This is a genomic window from Pseudomonas sp. 15C (assembly GCF_055484735.1).
Window position 1 is genome coordinate 58,264 of the sequence record NZ_JBUDGD010000001.1, and the last position, 16,833, is coordinate 75,096.

16 protein-coding genes are annotated in these 16,833 nt (G+C 60.9%); 5 read left to right on the forward strand and 11 right to left on the reverse strand.

Going from position 1 to position 16,833, the window contains the following annotated elements; translation table 11 throughout:
• Window positions 1-85 precede the first annotated feature (85 nt).
• The 4 genes from ACYYKW_RS00300 (at window position 86) to ACYYKW_RS00315 (ending at window position 4,390) form a co-directional block, all read left to right on the forward strand.
• Window positions 86-1,102, forward strand: coding sequence for an outer membrane protein assembly factor BamD (locus tag ACYYKW_RS00300; RefSeq protein WP_090286399.1), 1,017 nt, complete (start codon window positions 86-88; stop codon window positions 1,100-1,102).
• 126 nt (window positions 1,103-1,228) lie between these two features.
• Window positions 1,229-1,471, forward strand: coding sequence for a PP0621 family protein (locus ACYYKW_RS00305; RefSeq protein WP_090286400.1), 243 nt, complete (start codon window positions 1,229-1,231; stop codon window positions 1,469-1,471).
• The gene (locus tag ACYYKW_RS00310) at window positions 1,461-3,047 is read left to right on the forward strand and encodes a sensor histidine kinase (protein WP_464989166.1); all 1,587 of its coding nucleotides are present in this window, start codon (window positions 1,461-1,463) and stop codon (window positions 3,045-3,047) included. The genes ACYYKW_RS00305 and ACYYKW_RS00310 overlap by 11 nt, the downstream gene beginning before the upstream one ends.
• Entirely contained in the window at window positions 3,044-4,390 is a 1,347-nt protein-coding gene (locus ACYYKW_RS00315) for a sigma-54-dependent transcriptional regulator (RefSeq protein ID WP_464989167.1), read from the forward strand. The genes ACYYKW_RS00310 and ACYYKW_RS00315 overlap by 4 nt, the downstream gene beginning before the upstream one ends.
• Before the next feature lie 130 nt (window positions 4,391-4,520).
• Here the strand turns inward: ACYYKW_RS00315 and thiO are convergent, their stop codons facing one another.
• The 7 genes from thiO to ACYYKW_RS00350 are packed head-to-tail and all read right to left on the reverse strand — an operon-like array spanning window position 4,521 to window position 11,288.
• Window positions 4,521-5,621: a glycine oxidase ThiO gene (thiO, locus tag ACYYKW_RS00320; RefSeq protein WP_464989168.1), complete on the reverse strand. Its 1,101-nt coding sequence runs from the start codon at window positions 5,619-5,621 to the stop codon at window positions 4,521-4,523.
• A 57-nt stretch (window positions 5,622-5,678) separates the two neighbouring features.
• A complete protein-coding gene (locus ACYYKW_RS00325; protein WP_090286408.1) occupies window positions 5,679-6,080 on the reverse strand; it encodes a type IV pilin protein in 402 nt (133 codons plus the stop codon).
• Between the two features lie 15 nt (window positions 6,081-6,095).
• Window positions 6,096-9,185, reverse strand: a complete 3,090-nt coding sequence (locus ACYYKW_RS00330; RefSeq protein WP_464989169.1) for a pilus assembly protein — start codon at window positions 9,183-9,185, stop codon at window positions 6,096-6,098.
• Window positions 9,172-9,648 (reverse strand): pilus assembly PilX family protein, encoded by a 477-nt coding sequence (locus ACYYKW_RS00335; RefSeq protein ID WP_093098212.1) that lies wholly within the window; start codon window positions 9,646-9,648, stop codon window positions 9,172-9,174. Before ACYYKW_RS00335 ends, ACYYKW_RS00330 begins: the two co-directional genes overlap by 14 nt.
• Before the next feature lie 10 nt (window positions 9,649-9,658).
• A complete protein-coding gene (locus tag ACYYKW_RS00340; protein ID WP_464989170.1) occupies window positions 9,659-10,372 on the reverse strand; it encodes a PilW family protein in 714 nt (237 codons plus the stop codon).
• Window positions 10,369-10,818 carry a type IV pilus modification protein PilV gene (pilV, locus tag ACYYKW_RS00345; RefSeq protein WP_090286416.1) on the reverse strand — a complete coding sequence of 150 codons (450 nt, stop codon included), beginning with the start codon at window positions 10,816-10,818 and terminating at the stop codon, window positions 10,369-10,371. Before pilV ends, ACYYKW_RS00340 begins: the two co-directional genes overlap by 4 nt.
• A complete protein-coding gene (locus ACYYKW_RS00350; protein WP_090286418.1) occupies window positions 10,815-11,288 on the reverse strand; it encodes a GspH/FimT family pseudopilin in 474 nt (157 codons plus the stop codon). The genes pilV and ACYYKW_RS00350 overlap by 4 nt, the downstream gene beginning before the upstream one ends.
• Before the next feature lie 130 nt (window positions 11,289-11,418).
• On the opposite strand from ACYYKW_RS00350, the gene ACYYKW_RS00355 reads away from it, so the two are divergent.
• Window positions 11,419-11,973 (forward strand): GspH/FimT family pseudopilin, encoded by a 555-nt coding sequence (locus ACYYKW_RS00355; protein ID WP_464989171.1) that lies wholly within the window; start codon window positions 11,419-11,421, stop codon window positions 11,971-11,973.
• Here ACYYKW_RS00355 and ispH read toward each other — a convergent pair.
• The 4 genes from ispH to ileS form a co-directional block, all read right to left on the reverse strand.
• Window positions 11,945-12,889, reverse strand: a complete 945-nt coding sequence (gene ispH / locus ACYYKW_RS00360; RefSeq protein ID WP_090286422.1) for a 4-hydroxy-3-methylbut-2-enyl diphosphate reductase — start codon at window positions 12,887-12,889, stop codon at window positions 11,945-11,947. The two genes, ACYYKW_RS00355 and ispH, sit on opposite strands and share 29 nt — an antisense overlap.
• 156 nt (window positions 12,890-13,045) lie before the next feature.
• Window positions 13,046-13,498 (reverse strand): FKBP-type peptidyl-prolyl cis-trans isomerase, encoded by a 453-nt coding sequence (gene fkpB / locus ACYYKW_RS00365; RefSeq protein ID WP_090286424.1) that lies wholly within the window; start codon window positions 13,496-13,498, stop codon window positions 13,046-13,048.
• Entirely contained in the window at window positions 13,491-14,003 is a 513-nt protein-coding gene (gene lspA / locus ACYYKW_RS00370) for a signal peptidase II (RefSeq protein WP_093098204.1), read from the reverse strand. Before lspA ends, fkpB begins: the two co-directional genes overlap by 8 nt.
• Window positions 13,996-16,827 carry an isoleucine--tRNA ligase gene (gene ileS, locus ACYYKW_RS00375; protein WP_464989172.1) on the reverse strand — a complete coding sequence of 944 codons (2,832 nt, stop codon included), beginning with the start codon at window positions 16,825-16,827 and terminating at the stop codon, window positions 13,996-13,998. Before ileS ends, lspA begins: the two co-directional genes overlap by 8 nt.
• Window positions 16,828-16,833: the final 6 nt, after the last annotated feature.

Genomic DNA, 16,833 nt, shown 5'->3' on the forward strand with positions numbered 1-16,833 from the left:
TTGCCCCGAGGCTTTTCAACGGGGCGCTCATCATAACAGGACGGCCCCGCCCAAGACAGCGGCCGTCATAGGGACGCAAGCCGCCATGCAAGTGAAACACCTGCTGCTGATCGCCATCCTCGCATTGACCGCTGCTTGCTCATCGAAGGAAGTCGTAGACGAAAACCTCAGCGAAGCCGAGCTGTACCAGCAGGCTCAGACTGATCTGGACAACAACAGCTACACCAGCGCCACAGCCAAGCTGAAGGCCCTGGAGTCGCGTTATCCGTTCGGTCGCTACGCCGATCAGGCTCAGCTGGAGTTGATCTACGCCAACTACAAGAACGCCGAGCCGGAAGCTGCAAAGTCCGCCGCCGAGCGTTTCATTCGTTTGCATCCGCAGCACCCGAACGTGGATTACGCGTACTACCTCAAGGGTCTGACCTCGTTCGACCAGGACGTCGGCCTGCTGGCGCGCTTCCTGCCGCTGGACATGACCAAGCGTGACCCGGGCGCGGCCCGTGACTCGTACAACGAGTTCGCCCAGCTCACCAGCCGCTTTCCGAACAGCCGCTACGCGCCGGACGCCAAGCAGCGCATGATCTACCTGCGCAACCTGCTGGCGGCCTACGAAATCCACGTGGCCGACTACTACCTGACCCGTCAGGCCTACGTCGCCGCCGCTAACCGTGGCCGTTACGTGGTGGAAAACTTCCAGGAAACCCCATCGGTCGGCGACGGCCTGGCGGTGATGACCGAAGCCTACCAGCGTCTGCACCTGGACGATCTGGCGGCCACCAGTCTGGAAACCTTGAAGCTCAACTACCCGGATCACCCGAGCCTGCAGGACGGCCAGTTCGTGCCGCGCGTTGCCGAAGCCGACAACCGCTCGTTCCTGAGCAAGGCGACTTTGGGCCTGATCGAATCGCGTCCACCGCTGCCACCGGGCGAAACCCGCGCCAACCAGGACGTACAGAAGCAGTTCCAGGATGCCAAAGACGCGATCCCGAACGAGCTCAAGCCGAAAGACGAAAACGGCGACGTGATCGAAGAGCCGGAGCCGGAATCCACCGACACCGACCGCTCGTGGTTCAGCTACATGACCTTCGGCGTGTTCGACTGAGCACACCGGCGGTAACAAAAAGGGAGATCTGCGGATCTCCCTTTTTTATTGCGGCGCTTTAATCCGCTGTGCGCTGCTCGGGTCCTTGGCTAAACTGCCGGATCATCAGTCGAAAAGCCGCTCATCATGCTTCGTTTATTGTTCTGGATCGCCGTGATCTTCGCCGCCATCTGGCTCTGGCGTAAATTCAAGGCCCCCGCCGCCTCCAATCAGTCCCAGCGCAATTCTCGCGAGCAAGACGCGGCGCCCATGGTGCGCTGTGCCCATTGCGGCGTGCACCTGCCCCGCGATCGCGCGCTGGGCAATCAGCAACAGTGGTATTGCAGCCAGGCTCATCTCGAGCAAGGCCCGGGCGCCAGTGGTCGCTGACGCCACTACCGACAGCAAACAGGCGCAGCGTCTGCTGCGTCTTTATCATCTGTACCGTCTGAGCGTCGGCATCACCTTGGTGCTGCTGATTTCAAGCAACATGGACAACCGCCTGCTGACGTCGGCCAACGACGACTTGCTGCGCGGCGGCAGTTGGCTGTATCTGGTTCTGAATATTCTGCTGGTGGTGTTTCTCGAAAACACCCGCCGGCCCGGGCAATTGTTCAGCCTGGCACTGGTCGACGTGCTGCTTCTGTGCGGTTTGTTCTTCGCAGCAGGCGGCGTTGGCAGTGCGCTGGGCAACTTGTTGATTGTCTCCGTGGCGATCAGCAACACCCTGCTGCGCCGGCGCATCGGCCTGTTGATTGCGGCCATCGCCGCGCTGGGCATTGTCGGTTCGAGTTTCCTGCTCGGTTTTAGCCATCCCCTGAGCGCCAATGAATACCTGCAGGCCGGTACGCTCGGCGCGCTGTGCTTTGCCGCCTCGCTATTGGTGCAGGGGCTTATCCGTCGCCTCGAGGTCAGCGAAACCCTGGCCGAGCAGCGCGCCAGCGAAGTGGTTAGCCTTGAAGCTCTGAATGCCTTGATCCTGCAACGCATGCGCACCGGCATTCTCGTTCTCGATCATGAGCGTCGCGTGCTGCTGGCCAATCACAGCGCGCAAATCCTGCTCGCCCGCTCGCACCTGCAGGGCCACTTGATCGATGAGTATTCGCCGGCGCTGGTCGAGCGCCTGCAACTGTGGATGAACAATCCGACCCTGCGTCCGCAAAGCCTGAAAGTCCCTGGCAATGGCATAGAACTTCAACCGAACTTCATCGCGCTAGAGCAGAGCCCAAATCCGCGCACCCTGGTGTTTCTTGAAGACCTCGCGCAAATCACCCAGCAGGCGCAGCAATTGAAGCTCGCCGCGCTCGGCCGATTGACCGCCGGCATCTCCCACGAAATCCGCAATCCGTTGGGGGCGATCAGCCATGCCGCGCAACTGTTGGCCGAGTCCGAGGAACTCGATAGTGCCGATCGGCGTCTGACGCAGATTATTCAAGACCACTCTCAACGCATGAATCGAGTTATCGAAAACGTCCTGCAGCTGTCCCGTCGTCAGCAGAGTGCCCCGCAACGGCTGGACCTCAAACCGTGGCTGGAGAACTTCGTTGCCGAAAGCCGCGAGCAGGCCGGCGAGCATCAGCAGATCCATCTGCGGATCAATTCCGGGGACTTCACCACGCTGATGGACCCGAACCAGCTGCGGCAGATTCTCGACAACCTGCTGCGCAACGGCTGGCGTCACAGTGCCCTGCTGCACGAACAGGCTGAGGTCTGGCTGGCGCTGTTCACTGACCCCGACAGCCAGTTGGCGGTACTTGAGGTACAGGATAACGGCCCCGGCGTACCGGCCGAGGAACAGGCGCATCTGTTCGAACCGTTCTTCACCACCAGCAGCCAGGGCACCGGCCTGGGTCTTTATCTGTCCCGTGAGCTGTGCGAAAGCAACCAAGCACGCCTAGACTTTCAATCACGCCAAGGCGGCGGCTGCTTTCGCATCACCTTTGCTCACGGACGGAAACAAAGTTGAATACAAGCCCACGGCAAAAAATCCTCATTGTTGACGACGAACCGGACATCCGCGAACTGCTGGAAATCACCTTGGGGCGTATGAAACTCGACACCCACAGCGCGCGCAATCTCGCCGAGGCACAAGCACTTTTGCTGCGCGAAGCGTTCGATCTGTGCCTGACCGACATGCGCCTTCCCGACGGCACGGGGCTGGAGTTGGTGCAGCACATCCAGCAACGTTATCCACAACTGCCGGTGGCGATGATTACCGCGTATGGCAGCCTGGAAACCGCAATCAATGCGCTCAAGGCCGGGGCTTTCGACTTTCTGACCAAACCGGTCGACCTCACTCGCCTGCGCGAACTGGTCAGCAGTGCCTTGCGCATGCCGGCGGCCGGTGGCATTTGCACACCGATCGATCGGCATTTGCTCGGCGATTCACCGCCGATGCGTAATCTGCGCAAGCAGATCGACAAACTCGCGCGCAGTCAGGCGCCGGTGTACATCAGCGGTGAATCAGGCAGCGGCAAGGAACTGGTCGCGCGGCTGATCCATGAACAAGGGCCGCGCGCCAGCCAGCCGTTCGTGCCGGTCAACTGCGGGGCGATTCCGTCGGAGTTGATGGAAAGCGAGTTTTTCGGTCATCGCAAAGGCAGTTTCACTGGCGCGGTCGAAGACAAGCCGGGACTGTTCCAGGCGGCCCATGGCGGCACATTGTTTCTTGATGAAGTGGCGGACTTGCCCTTGTCGATGCAGGTCAAGCTGCTGCGAGCCATCCAGGAAAAAGCCGTGCGCAGTGTCGGCGGTCAGCAGGAAACCGTGGTCGACGTGCGGATTCTTTGCGCCACGCACAAGGACCTCGATGCCGAAGTCGCCGCCGAGCGCTTTCGTCAGGATCTGTATTACCGCTTGAACGTGATCGAGCTGCGCGTGCCGTCCCTGCGAGAGCGGCGCGATGACATCCAGGCGCTGGCGATGCACATGCTCAAGCGTTTGGCCAAGGACACCGGCCAGCCTGCCGCGAGCCTGCATCCGCAGGCGCTGGAGGCGCTGAAGAATTACCGCTTCCCCGGCAATGTGCGCGAACTGGAAAACGTCCTCGAGCGAGCCCATACCCTGTGCGAGAACCGTATGATCGAGGCCGGAGATCTGCGCCTTAGCGAGGGTAACAGTGCGGCAGACGGCGCGATTGCCGATCTGACGCAAATCGACAATCTCGAAGATTATCTGGAGAACGTCGAGCGCAAGCTGATCCTGCAGGCGCTGGAAGAGACGCGCTGGAACCGCACGGCGGCGGCGCAGCGCCTGAGTCTTTCGTTTCGGTCGATGCGCTACAGGCTGAAGAAACTCGGTCTGGATTGAGGGCCTCTTCGCGAGCAGGCTCACTCCTACATGGATCTGTGATGTGCCCAATTTTTTTTGAACACCAAGGACCAATGTAGGAGTGAGCCTGCTCGCGATGACGCCCTATCAGACACCGAGCGTTATCAGATCAAATACGCCCCTCAGGTGCATACGGCGCCGGATCAATAATCGGCGCCCGGCCCAACATCACATCGGCAAACAACTGACACGACGCCGGCGCCAGCACCAGCCCGTTACGGTAATGCCCGCAATTGAGCCACAAGCCATCGAACCCCGGCACCCGGCCGATGTAAGGAACCCCCTCCGGCGAGCCCGGACGCAGCCCGGCCCAGTGCCCGACCACTTCGGCATCGGCCAGCGCCGGCAACAGCTCGACCGCCGATGTCTTGAGGCTTTCCAGCGCGACGTCGGTTGGCGTCTTGTCGTAGCCTGCGTGCTCCAGCGTACTGCCGATCAGAATATGCCCGTCGCGACGCGGAATCGCATAACGCCCCTTGGCCAGCACCATGCTCGGCAGGAAGTCCGCAGCGCATTTATAAAGAATCATCTGCCCTTTGACCGGTTCCACCGGCAGTGTCAGGTCCAGGGTCTTGAGCAAGTCGCCGCTCCACGCCCCGGCAGTCAGTACCACCTGATCGCCAGCGATGACACCACCGGCCGTTTCAACCCCAATCACACGTTCGCCGTCGCGAGCGAAACCGCTGACTTCGCACTGCTCGTGAATGGTCACGTTGGGCAACGCCTGCAACGCTGCTTTCAAGGATTTCACCAGCCGCGGATTGCGCACATTGGCGACATCGGCCATGTAGATCGCTCGCGAAAAACCGCCGCCCAGCACCGGCACCGCGTCATGCGCCGCGGAGATATCCACAGAGCGCAGCGGGCGGTTTTCGCGCTCGGCCCACGCCAGTGCCTCGGCTTCGTCATCCAGGTCCAGCCAGTACAGGCCGGTAGTGTGCACTTCTGGATCAACACCCGTGTCGGCAAACAGCCGCGCGCCGAGCTGTGGATAAAAATCCTGCGACCAGTGCGCCAGCGCGGTGACCGCCGGGCTATAACGCCACGGGTACAGCGGCGACACGATACCGCCGCCCGCCCAGGACGATTCCTGGCCAAGGTGCGAACGATCCAGCAGCACCACGCTGCGCACTTCGGAGGCGATATTGTAGGCAGTCAGCAGGCCTATCACCCCGCCACCGACAATCACCACTTGCTGTTGCCTGGTCATGTTTGATCCAACCGTAAAAAAGACAGTGGGCGCAAAAGGCGCCCGAAAGAAAGCGCCTCAGCGGCCCCAGCAATCCTTGGTGGTCAGCCCGGTGGTCGCGTTGTTCATGCCCCTGACACCGGTGTTGGTCAGGGTGAAATCGCCGCATTTGTCAGTGGCCATCGACGTGCCGCTTTTGCGTGTTGCGGTCAGCACAAAGGTCTGGTCAGTGATCGTCGGCGTGAGGGTGTAGAAGTCATTGCCGGCACTCAGCCCGGTGACGCCGGTGTAGACATTGTTGCGGGTGTAGAACCGTTCGAGGATCTGCGCCTGTTCCGAGAGCAGCGATACCACTTCGGCGCGACGGCCCTTTTTCATGTACTCGGTGTAGCTCGGTGCGGCGATGGTAATGACGATCCCGATGATCGCAATCACGATCATGATTTCGATCAGGGTGAAACCTCGGTTGGTTCTGCGCATGCCTCAAACTCTCGCTTACTGGATTTGTCGCCACATGATACGACGGCTGCCGCCACCGCCCTTCTCCACGACGGTGGTGATGGCGCCACTGGAGTCGGTCAGAAGCTTGGTCTTGGCATCGGCGGAAACCACGTTAAGGGTCGGGATGCCCCCGGTGAACACCACGCCGCTGGATATCGTGTCATTGCCGTCGACCAAACGGTCACCATTGGTGTCGATCACGGCATAGTTGAGCATCTTACCGCTGAACGCCTCCAGTTCGACCAGTTTGCCGGTGCCGAAACTTGCACAGGGATCGGTGGTGTCGACGCTGGCCGTGGTAAACACGATTCGCCCGAGCACAAGGCTGGCCTGGTTGATGACCCGCTCGCCGGTCAGCACGTTGTTATACACCAGCGGCAAATACCAGCCCTTCTCACCCGGATACGTCGTGTCATTCTGCGTGGTGGTCAGGAACTGCCCGGTGCTGCCGGAAAACGACCCGGTAATCGCCTGCGCCTGCAAACTGCTGACGGTAATTTGTCCCGAGCCGCCATCGGCATCCCATACCGAGTAGAACCCTTGCTGATCCTTGTTGCTCTTGTCGGCAGTTTCGTTGAATTTGCCGGTGCCGAAAAACACCTGCTTGCCGCCCTGCGGGTTATCCGCCAGCAGCGGTTGCGCGGTGATCGGCTGCGTCGCCCCACCCGGGGCGGTGAACAACGGTTTGCCGGCAAACGCCACGCCCCAGCTTTCCGGAGCCGTCGCACTCAAGTCGAATTTCCACATACGCCCTTTCAAGTCGCCGCCATACGCCGCCTGCACCACGTTCAACGAATTGACTCTTAGCTCCACCGATGACAGGCCATTGGTGGTTTCCGTGCTGTCGATAACAATCTTTTTGATCAACGATCCATCACGAACATCCAGTACGTACAACGCCGCGACACCAGAATTGCTGCCGTAGCCATTGGCAATGAACGCGGCCCAGCGACCATCGGCCAAGCGTGCCACTTCCGGACGGGCGTAGGCGTAACCCAGATCATTGAAAGCGTTGGCCGTGCTGGCGGTGGCCGGCGCGCTGACCTCCCACAGGGCACGAATCACATTGCCCGCCGAAGCATCGAACAGTTGCAGCCCGTAGAAGGTTTTACCGCCGGCACCGGTGCCGCCTATGGCCAGGGTCTTCCAGGTAGTGCCGGACTGCACGTCAAACACCCCGACCTGACCATCGACGAGAAACTTGTGACTGACGCCGTTGACGTAGTTGGTATCGGCGATCAGGCGCAGCGACGGCAGCACGCTGGACGGCATGTAGGCATAACGGCGCGTGCCGTTCGCCGAATTGATCACGTTGACAAAACCGTCGTTGGCGTTGACCACCAGACTGGTATTCATGTTGGCTGCTTTGGTCGCCAGGTAGGTCGTGTAACTGGTATCGGCGGACAGATCGGACGCGGTCTTCTCCGCAGGCGACGCGAGCACCAGCGGCGAATTGATGATGTCGCCGAGCAACACGCTGCGCACTTTGAGCCCGGCTTTGTTGGTGCCCTTGCTCCACTCCACCAGATCATTGCCAGTGATGCCGGTAGGCAAGCCCTGATTGAGGGTGGCCTGCTGCACCGGAGAGAAGTTGCCGAAGGCCAGGGATATCGGCGCATTGCTCACGGTGTTCCACGACTGGAAAGTCGGCGCCGTGGCGGACGGCACAATGGTGGTGTCGGTGGTCCACTGTGCGCTGGACGTATTCACCGTACCGGCCGAGGTAAAGCCGAACGAGCGGATCGTCCCGCGCCAATCCTTGGGATCGTAAGTGGTCTGATAGAAACTGCTGCCACTGCTCAACGAGCTACTACTGGCGACACCGGCCCCGCCAGAGCCAGCCTTGGAGGTAATGTCGCTCAATGCCGACGATAATGCCGCGTTGAGTCCGGAGCTGTCGGTGGCCTGGTAATACCTGCCCTGCCCATAACTGGCGGCGTCGGACAGCATGTCGTTATCCGCCGCGAAACCCACGGTGTAGGTGTTCATGTTCTGCTTGGGAAAATCCACCGCGTTCCAGCTTTTGCCGGCCGCATCGGTGCCGGTCGAGCGCATGTCGATGTCGAAGGCGAACTTGGCGATGTCATCCAGATACAGCGTATCGCCCTCACTGTCACCGTTGAGATTGTCGCCGTCATTGTTGACGCCATCCCAGTTCGGCAAGCGGCTGCCGCCCAATGGGTCGTTGGTCGGGAAGGTTCGGTCGTAGGTCGGCAAGCCGTCGGTAATCACCACGCCGTAGTTTTTCTGGCAGCGATACTGAATCGGGCTGGTGTAGGTGCTCGGCGTGCCGTTGTAGAAAGGCGCGATGCCGCGCATGTAACGGGTGATCTCGTAATAGCTTTCCGCCAAAGGTGTGTTGGCCACCGCGTTCAAACCATTGATCGAAGAAATCAGCGCGTTGTAGTTGGTATCGGCCTGCGCCTGGGTCACGCTGCCCGCTACCGGCGACAGATCGGTAATCGCGCGCGGGATGAAGCCACCGTTACCGGGGTTGGTGCTGGTGGCCGGGTTGAACGTCGCCAGCCCCATGCGCAAGGTACGGTTGCTGCTGACCAGCGCAGTGGACACGTTGCGTGCCACGTTCATCCGGTAATCGTTGGGAATCGCTCCTGTGGTGAAATCGCGGGTGCCGTTGCTGATCGCCAGGCTGACGATGTAGGAAATGTAATCGGCGGAATAGCGGGTGTTCTCGTTGCCCACCGGGTCGGGCAGTTTCAGGCACAACGGTGCTGGGCTGTTGTTGTAAAACGCATAGGCGCCGCCGGAGCAACCCGAGTTCGGCAAGCTCGAGAGAAACACCAGGTCGCCGGTGATCTGCGGGGCGTTCAGGGCAGAGCACAATCCAAGAAACGTATTGCACTGCCGCGCCGGTGTGCGGTTGACGTTCGGATCAAACCCGGCGGCATAAATGATGCTGTTCATGCTCCCCGAGTCGTCGATCAACAGCATCACGTTCGGCGGTACCGCTGCTGCGCTCAGCAGCGGCGAGTCGGAGGGCGTGAAGGCGTAGGCCGGGGAGCTCAGATAAAAACTCAGCAGCATGCCGAGCAACAACGTCCGGCAGCGCTCAAAACTTCGCATACACACTCTCCAGTACACTGCGCGAGCTACCGGCGATACCGACAGCGGTGACTCGGTACAGCGTCGCCGAGGTGTTGCTCGGCACATTGACCGCAGTCAACGTCGTGCCAATGTTCTGCACCCCGTAAAAGCCGTTACCGGCAGCGATCCAGGTCACCCCGGATGTGGAGTTGAGCCCCGCTGCGCTGACCACCGTCGATTCTGCCGGCGGCGCACATTGATTGCCGCTGCACACTACCAGTGAATAACTGTCCAGTTGCACCGCACTTTCGCCTATTCGCAGCGCGGCCTCGGCAGCCTGGAACGACTGGTTGCGCAGGCTGACGCTGCCGGCCATTTTTTCCTGCAGGTTGGCACTCTGCATCGATGACAGGCCAATCAGGGTCAGCAGCAACAGGAACACCAGGCTGACCAGCAAGACCATGCCGCGCTGCGCCTGCCGTTGATGCAGAGAGATCCTCATGCTGATGCCCTCACTGCAAGCGGTTGCGCAAGGCGGCAACCACATTGAAGGTTTGGCTGGCGACCCGATTGTTCGGATCGGTGAGGGTCAGGCTCAGCCGCACGCTGCGAATGCGCGCCGCATCGCTGGGATTGGTGCTGTAAGTGGACGCGGCGATATCCGTCGCCGAACTGGCCAGACCAAACATTACGCTGAAAGCGCTGACGTTATTCACCAGCACCTGCTGCGTCGGATTGCCGCTGCCGGTGCCCATCAGGATCTGATTGTTGCTGAAGCTGTAGATCAGCCGCCGGATCGGAAACGCAATCTGCCCGCTGGCGGCGGTTCGTAATCCGGTATACGCGACGGCGCTGTTGCGGCAATCGGAGAGCACCGTCCAGGTTGGCGTACCGCCAGCATTGCCGACGTCGGCGGTTACAAGGGTGAGTTTCAGGTTAGCATTGTCCCAACTGATCGGCGCGAGCTGCGCCGGGTTGAAATCGCCGGCGCTGCTGGAGTCGGTAATGGTGCCGAGACAACCGAACATGCCGACCATGCGGATTTCCTGAATCATTTTGCTCAATACGAAGCGCGCGTCTTCCTGCATCGCGGCGGCGCTGTTCTGGCTGACGTAGGTGTTTTTTGCGGCGATGAAAATCTGCACCACGCCGAGTACCACGATCAGGCCCAGCGCCAGGGCGACCAGCAATTCGATCAGACCGAAACCCTGTTGTCCACGCTTCATGGCGACACCACCGGATCGACCGCCGCGCGGCTGCTGAGGACGAAACTGCGCGCCGCCGTTGCGGTGTTGGCGGCCCGCGCGTCGTTCCAGGTGATGGTAATGGTGTACACGCGCTGATTGCGGGTGATGGTGCCCGTGGCGGTCGGGCCACCGAAATTGGCAATGTTGGTGGTGAAATCGTAGAGATCCTGATCCCGCGCAACCGAGAGATTGCCGGAAGTCGGCGGCGTGGCGGTGTAATCGGCGGCGGAATTGGCGCGGATACGGTCCATCATGTCGTAGGCGATGAAACTGGCCTGGCTGGTCATCCGCGAGCTGTCGGTGTACTTCAGCGCATTCAGCTGCACTGCCGCCGCGCCAAGCAAGCCGACCGTCAAAATCAGCAACGCGACCAGCACCTCGATCAGCGTCATTCCTCGCTGCGTCCGTTGACTCCCTGCCCTCATCCGCAATTTCCACCCAATTGAATTCGTCCGTTCAGACACACGTTCAGCGTCCTGCTTTGCGTACCCAGCGTGTAACCGATGACCACCGCCGTCGACGGCGCCGCCAGACCGCCGAGATTATTGAAATCCAGCGCGGTCACTCCTGAGGGTAGCGTCAGAGTCGCGCCGCTGCTCATCGCTGGAACAACCCGTAATACATTGGCCGGATTGCCAGTACTGTCGTAAACCGCCAGCTCACCGGTCCAGATGTTGCCGCCAGCGGTCGGGCGCAAACGGGTGGTGACCCCCCGGTTGATCGCCTCAAGGCGGGCGAAGTTGATTGCCCGTTGCAGGTCGCCCATCTCGGTATCGGCTTTGCTGCTCTGTATCGAACGGGTAAAGGCCGGGACCGCCAAAGTGATCAAAACCAGAAACACGGCGATCGCTACGAGCAACTCGATCAGCGTGAAACCTTTTGTACGAAGATCCATCGGTGCCCTCCGTTGCCGTCGGCTATACCTGCTTCTACACGCTAGAACATTCAGCCGACCTGTGTCAGTTGATTTGCCCTGCCCGGCGCACGGAGCGCGCCATCCATCACGTTCCACGGAGGGAGTCTTCATGTCACAACACGGTTTCAGCCTGATCGAATTGCTTATGGGACTGGCGATCGGCGCAATTGTTCTGCTGCTGGTCAGCCCCGCGCTTGCCAGCCTTAGTGAATCCAGCCGCCGCGAGCAGGCGGCGCAGTCACTGTTCGAGGGCATGCGCAACGCCCGCAGCCAGGCCATTACGCGCAATCAGAGCGTGGTGATTCATGGCATCAACGGCGACTGGAGCCAGGGCTGGCGGATCATTCTCGATATCAGCGGAAAGGGAGAAAAGGACAGCGGCAATCCGCTGCTGGTGGAACAGGCGAGTGACGCACGGGTGCCGATTGTCGGCAATTGGGCAGTCAGTCGATATGTGCGCTTCAGCAGTCTGGGACAACCGCTGATGCCCGGGCGGGCGTTTCAGGCAGGGACGTTACACGTCTGCTCGATACACGAGCCGGTCAGCCAGCAGCAGATTGTGCTGGCCGCGACCGGTCGCGTGCGCCTGAGCCGCGCGAAGACGGAACAGGCGTTGTGTCAGAAAGCCGAGCGGGTCAGATCGAACGCACGCGCAGCTCTTTAGGCATCGAGAAGGTGATGTTCTCTTCGCGTCCGGCCAGTTCATCGGCGCCGGTGGCGCCCCAAGCCTGCAATTGCTGAATCACGCCGCGCACCAGCACTTCCGGGGCAGAGGCACCGGCGGTGATGCCGATCCGCTCGACGCCATCGAACCAGCTCTTTTGCATGTCTTCGGCGCCGTCGATCAGGTAGGCCGGAGTGGCCATGCGCTCGGCGAGTTCGCGCAGACGATTGGAGTTGGAGCTGTTCGGGCTGCCGACCACCAGCACCACGTCGCATTCGTCAGCCAATTGCTTGACCGCGTCCTGACGGTTTTGCGTGGCGTAACAGATGTCGTCCTTGCGCGGGCCGCCGATTGCCGGAAAACGTGTGCGCAAGGCGTCGATGACGCGACTGGTGTCGTCCATCGACAACGTCGTCTGGGTGACGAACGCGAGTTTTTCCGGGTTGCGCACCTGCAGTTCGGCCACGTCTTTCTCGTCTTCGACGAGATAGATCGCGCCGCCATTGCTGGCGTCGTACTGGCCCATGGTGCCTTCGACTTCCGGGTGCCCGGCGTGGCCGATCAGGATGCACTCACGGCCATCACGGCTGTATTTGGCGACTTCGATATGCACCTTGGTCACCAGCGGACAAGTGGCGTCGAAGACTTTCAGGCCACGACCGGCGGCTTCATTGCGCACGGCCTGGGAAACGCCGTGGGCACTGAAGATCACGATCACGTCGTCCGGCACTTGATCGAGTTCCTCGACGAAAATCGCGCCACGACTGCGCAGGTCCTCGACGACGAACTTGTTGTGCACCACTTCATGACGCACGTAGATCGGCGGCCCGAAAACCTCGAGGGCGCGGTTGACGATTTCGATCGCCCGGTCCACGCCGGCGCAGAAGCCACGGGGGTTGGCGAGTTTGATTTGCATGCTGTGCCTCGTGTCTTGCGCGCGAAAAAATTGGATCGTTGCATGACCTGTGGGAGCGGGCTTGCCCGCGATGGGGCCATGACAGTCAACATTGATGTCGACCAATACATCGCTTTCGCGGGCAAGCCCGCTCCCACAGAGGTTCTGCTTTATTGCTCAGATCGCTTTGACGGAAATGATTTCCACGTCAAAGGTCAATGTCTTGCCGGACAGCGGGTGGTTGAAGTCGACGGTCACTTGCGCGTCGTCGAACTCTTTTACCACGCCCGGCAGTTCAGTATTGGCCGCATCGTTGAAGATCACCAGCAGGCCCGGCGACAGCTCCATGTCGGCGAACTGCGAACGCGGGATGACCTGGACGTTCTGCGGGTTCGGCTGGCCGAAGGCGTTTTCCGGCTCGACGGTCAGCGTGCGCTTGTCGCCTGCCTTGAAGCCGAACAGCGCCGCTTCGAAACCCGGCAGCAGGTTGCCGTCGCCGACCTTGAAGGTCGCCGGGGCTTTGTCGAACGTGCTGTCGACGGTGTCGCCGTTTTCCAGGCGCAGTGCGAAATGCAAAGTGACTTCCGTGTTCTGGCCGATGCGTTGCTCAGCCGATACCTGTTCAGTCATGAGCGGTCTCTTCGGTTTTCTTCGATTTGAACATGTCCAGCGCCAGCATGATCGCGCCGACGGTGATCGCGCTGTCGGCAATGTTGAACGCCGGGAAGTACCAGCGGTTCTGCCAGTGCACCAGAATGAAGTCGATCACATGGCCCAGGGCGACGCGGTCGTACAGGTTACCCAGCGCGCCGCCCAACACCAGCGCCAGCGCGATGGCCAGCCAGGTGTCGTTGCGGCCCAGGCGCTTGAGCCAGACCACCAGCACACCGCTGACCACGATGGCGATCAGGGCGAACAGCCAGCGCTGCCAGCCGGAGCTGTCAGCCAGGAAGCTGAACGCCGCGCCGGTGTTGTAGGCCAGGGTCCAGCTGAACAGATCGGGAATGATCACGATCTGCTGGAACATTTCGAGCTTGCCTTCGAAGTAGAACTTGCTGGCCTGGTCGATGACCAGAACCAGCAGGCTCAACCACAGCCAGCTCAACCGTCCGAAACGGCCAATGGCATCAGGCATAGTGACGAACCTCGCCAGTGCCGCTGATGTTGTCGACGCAACGACCGCAGATTTCCGGATGCTCCGGGTTCACGCCGACGTCTTCGCGGCAGTGCCAGCAACGGGCGCACTTCGGGAAGGCCGATTTGACAATCTTCAGTTTCAGCCCGCTGACTTCGGTGGCGACCGCGTCCGCCGGTGCCTGAACAAACGGCGCAACGCTGGCGGTCGAAGTGATCAGGACGAAGCGCAGTTCGTTGCTCAGTTTTTCCAGATCGGCGCTCAGGGCGTCTTCGGCGTACAGCGTCACTTCGGCCTGCAGGTTGCCACCGACGGCTTTGGCCGCACGCTGGATTTCCATTTCCTTGTTGACCGCTGCCTTGACCGCCATCACCCGGTCCCAGTATTCGCGGCCCAGCTCGACGCTGTCCGGCAGTTCGGTCAGGCCTTCGTACCAGGTGTTGAGCATGACCGATTCGTTACGCTCGCCCGGCAGGTACTCCCACAGCTCGTCAGCGGTGAAGGCGAGGATCGGCGCGATCCAGCGCACCAGCGCTTCGGAGATGTGGAACAGCGCGGTTTGCGCCGAACGGCGGGCCTTGCTGTTGGCGCCAGTGGTGTACTGACGGTCCTTGATGATGTCGAGGTAGAAACCGCCCAGCTCCTGCACGCAGAAGTTGTGGATCTTCGAGTAGACGTTCCAGAAACGGTATTCGCCGTAGTGCTCTTGCAGCTCGCGTTGCAGCAGCAGGGTGCGGTCGACCGCCCAACGGTCCAGCGCGAGCATTTCTTCAGCCGGCAGGAGGTCGGTGGCCGGGTTGAAACCGCTCAGGTTGGAAAGCAGGAAACGCGCAGTGTTACGGATACGACGATAAGCGTCGGCGCTACGCTGCAGGATCTGGTCGGATACCGCCATTTCACCGGAGTAGTCGGTCGAAGCGACCCACAGACGCATGATGTCGGCGCCGAGGGTGTCGTTGACTTTCTGCGGCGCGATCACGTTGCCCAGCGACTTGGACATCTTGCGCCCGGCTTCGTCGACGGTGAAACCGTGGGTCAGCAGTTCGCGGTACGGCGCGTGGTTGTCGATGGCGCAGCCGGTCAGCAGCGACGAGTGGAACCAGCCACGGTGTTGGTCCGAGCCTTCCAGGTACAGGTCGGCACGCGGGCCGCTTTCGTGGCCCATCGGGTGCGAACCGCGCAGGACGTGCCAGTGTGTGGTACCCGAGTCGAACCAGACGTCGAGGGTGTCGCTGATCTTGTCGTACAGCGGCGCTTCGTCACCGAGCAGTTCGGCAGCGTCCATCTTGAACCAGGCTTCGATGCCTTCGACTTCAACGCGCTTGGCCACTTCTTCCATCAGTTCGACGGTGCGCGGGTGCAGTTCGCCGCTTTCCTTGTTGAGGAAGAACGGGATCGGCACGCCCCAGTTGCGCTGACGCGAGATGCACCAGTCCGGACGGTTGGCGATCATCGAGTGCAGACGCGCCTGGCCCCAGGCCGGGACGAATGTGGTGTCTTCGATGGCCTTGAGCGAACGCACGCGCAAGGTGTCACCGCTGGTAGGTTCCTTGTCCATGCCGATGAACCACTGCGCGGTGGCGCGGTAGATCAGCGGGGTCTTGTGACGCCAGCAGTGCATGTAGCTATGTTCGATGACGGTGGTGTGCATCAGCGCACCGACTTCGGTCAGCTTGTCGACGATCGCCGGGTTGGCCTTCCAGATGAACTGGCCGCCGAAGAACTCCAGCGACGGCACGTACACGCCGTTGCTCTGCACCGGATTGAGGATGTCGTCGTTGACCATGCCGTATTTCTTGCAGGTCACGAAGTCGTCCACGCCGTAGGCCGGGGCGGAGTGAACCACGCCGGTGCCCGCGCCCAGTTCGACGTAGTCAGCCAGATACACCGGCGACAGACGGTCGTAGAACGGGTGACGGAAGTTGATCAGTTCCAGCTGTTTACCGGTGGTGGTAGCGATGACCGAGCCTTCGACGCCATAACGGGTCAGGCAGGCTTCAACCAGTTCCTCAGCCAGTACCAGCAGCTTGTCGCCGATATCCACCAGCGCGTAGTTGAATTCCGGGTGAACGTTCAGCGCCTGGTTGGCCGGGATGGTCCACGGGGTGGTGGTCCAGATCACGATCGCCGCAGGCTTGCTCAGCGACGACAGACCGAACGCGGCAGCCAGTTTGGCTTCGTCAGCGATCGGGAATGCGACGTCGATGGTCGAGGACTTTTTGTTCTCGTACTCGACTTCAGCTTCGGCCAGGGCCGAACCGCAGTCGAAGCACCAGTTCACCGGCTTCAATCCCTTGAAGACGAAACCGCCCTTGACGATTTCGGCGAGGGCGCGGATTTCACCGGCCTCGTTCTTGAAGTCCATGGTCTTGTACGGGTTGGCCCAATCGCCGAGCACGCCAAGACGGATGAATTCGGACTTCTGCCCTTCGATCTGCTCGGTGGCGTAGGCACGGCACAGTTCGCGGGTCTTGTCGGCGCCCAGGTTCTTGCCGTGAGTCACTTCAACCTTGTGCTCGATCGGCAGGCCGTGGCAGTCCCAGCCCGGAACGTACGGCGCATCGAAGCCCGACAGGGTCTTCGAGCGGATGATCATGTCCTTGAGAATCTTGTTCAGTGCGTGACCGATGTGGATCGTGCCGTTGGCATACGGAGGGCCGTCATGCAGAACGAACTTCGGACGATCCTTGCCAATCTCGCGCAACTTTCCGTACAGGCCAATACTGTCCCAGCGCTGCAGGATCTGCGGTTCGCGCTGTGGCAGGCCGGCCTTCATTGGGAAGGCTGTGTCCGGAAGGTTTAGCGTGGCTTTATAGTCGGTCATTTAAGG

Coding starts and splice junctions, on each gene's coding strand:
- ACYYKW_RS00340 (WP_464989170.1), bottom strand. CDS start 10,372: ATGAAGCGTGGACAACAGGGTTTCGGTCTGATCGAATTGCTGGTCGCC.
- ACYYKW_RS00305 (WP_090286400.1), top strand. CDS start 1,229: ATGCTTCGTTTATTGTTCTGGATCGCCGTGATCTTCGCCGCCATCTGG.
- ACYYKW_RS00325 (WP_090286408.1), bottom strand. CDS start 6,080: ATGCGCAGAACCAACCGAGGTTTCACCCTGATCGAAATCATGATCGTG.
- ileS (WP_464989172.1), bottom strand. CDS start 16,827: ATGACCGACTATAAAGCCACGCTAAACCTTCCGGACACAGCCTTCCCA.
- lspA (WP_093098204.1), bottom strand. CDS start 14,003: ATGCCTGATGCCATTGGCCGTTTCGGACGGTTGAGCTGGCTGTGGTTG.
- ACYYKW_RS00330 (WP_464989169.1), bottom strand. CDS start 9,185: ATGCGAAGTTTTGAGCGCTGCCGGACGTTGTTGCTCGGCATGCTGCTG.
- ACYYKW_RS00335 (WP_093098212.1), bottom strand. CDS start 9,648: ATGAGGATCTCTCTGCATCAACGGCAGGCGCAGCGCGGCATGGTCTTG.
- ACYYKW_RS00300 (WP_090286399.1), top strand. CDS start 86: ATGCAAGTGAAACACCTGCTGCTGATCGCCATCCTCGCATTGACCGCT.
- ACYYKW_RS00355 (WP_464989171.1), top strand. CDS start 11,419: ATGTCACAACACGGTTTCAGCCTGATCGAATTGCTTATGGGACTGGCG.
- pilV (WP_090286416.1), bottom strand. CDS start 10,818: ATGAGGGCAGGGAGTCAACGGACGCAGCGAGGAATGACGCTGATCGAG.
- ispH (WP_090286422.1), bottom strand. CDS start 12,889: ATGCAAATCAAACTCGCCAACCCCCGTGGCTTCTGCGCCGGCGTGGAC.
- fkpB (WP_090286424.1), bottom strand. CDS start 13,498: ATGACTGAACAGGTATCGGCTGAGCAACGCATCGGCCAGAACACGGAA.
- ACYYKW_RS00350 (WP_090286418.1), bottom strand. CDS start 11,288: ATGGATCTTCGTACAAAAGGTTTCACGCTGATCGAGTTGCTCGTAGCG.
- thiO (WP_464989168.1), bottom strand. CDS start 5,621: ATGACCAGGCAACAGCAAGTGGTGATTGTCGGTGGCGGGGTGATAGGC.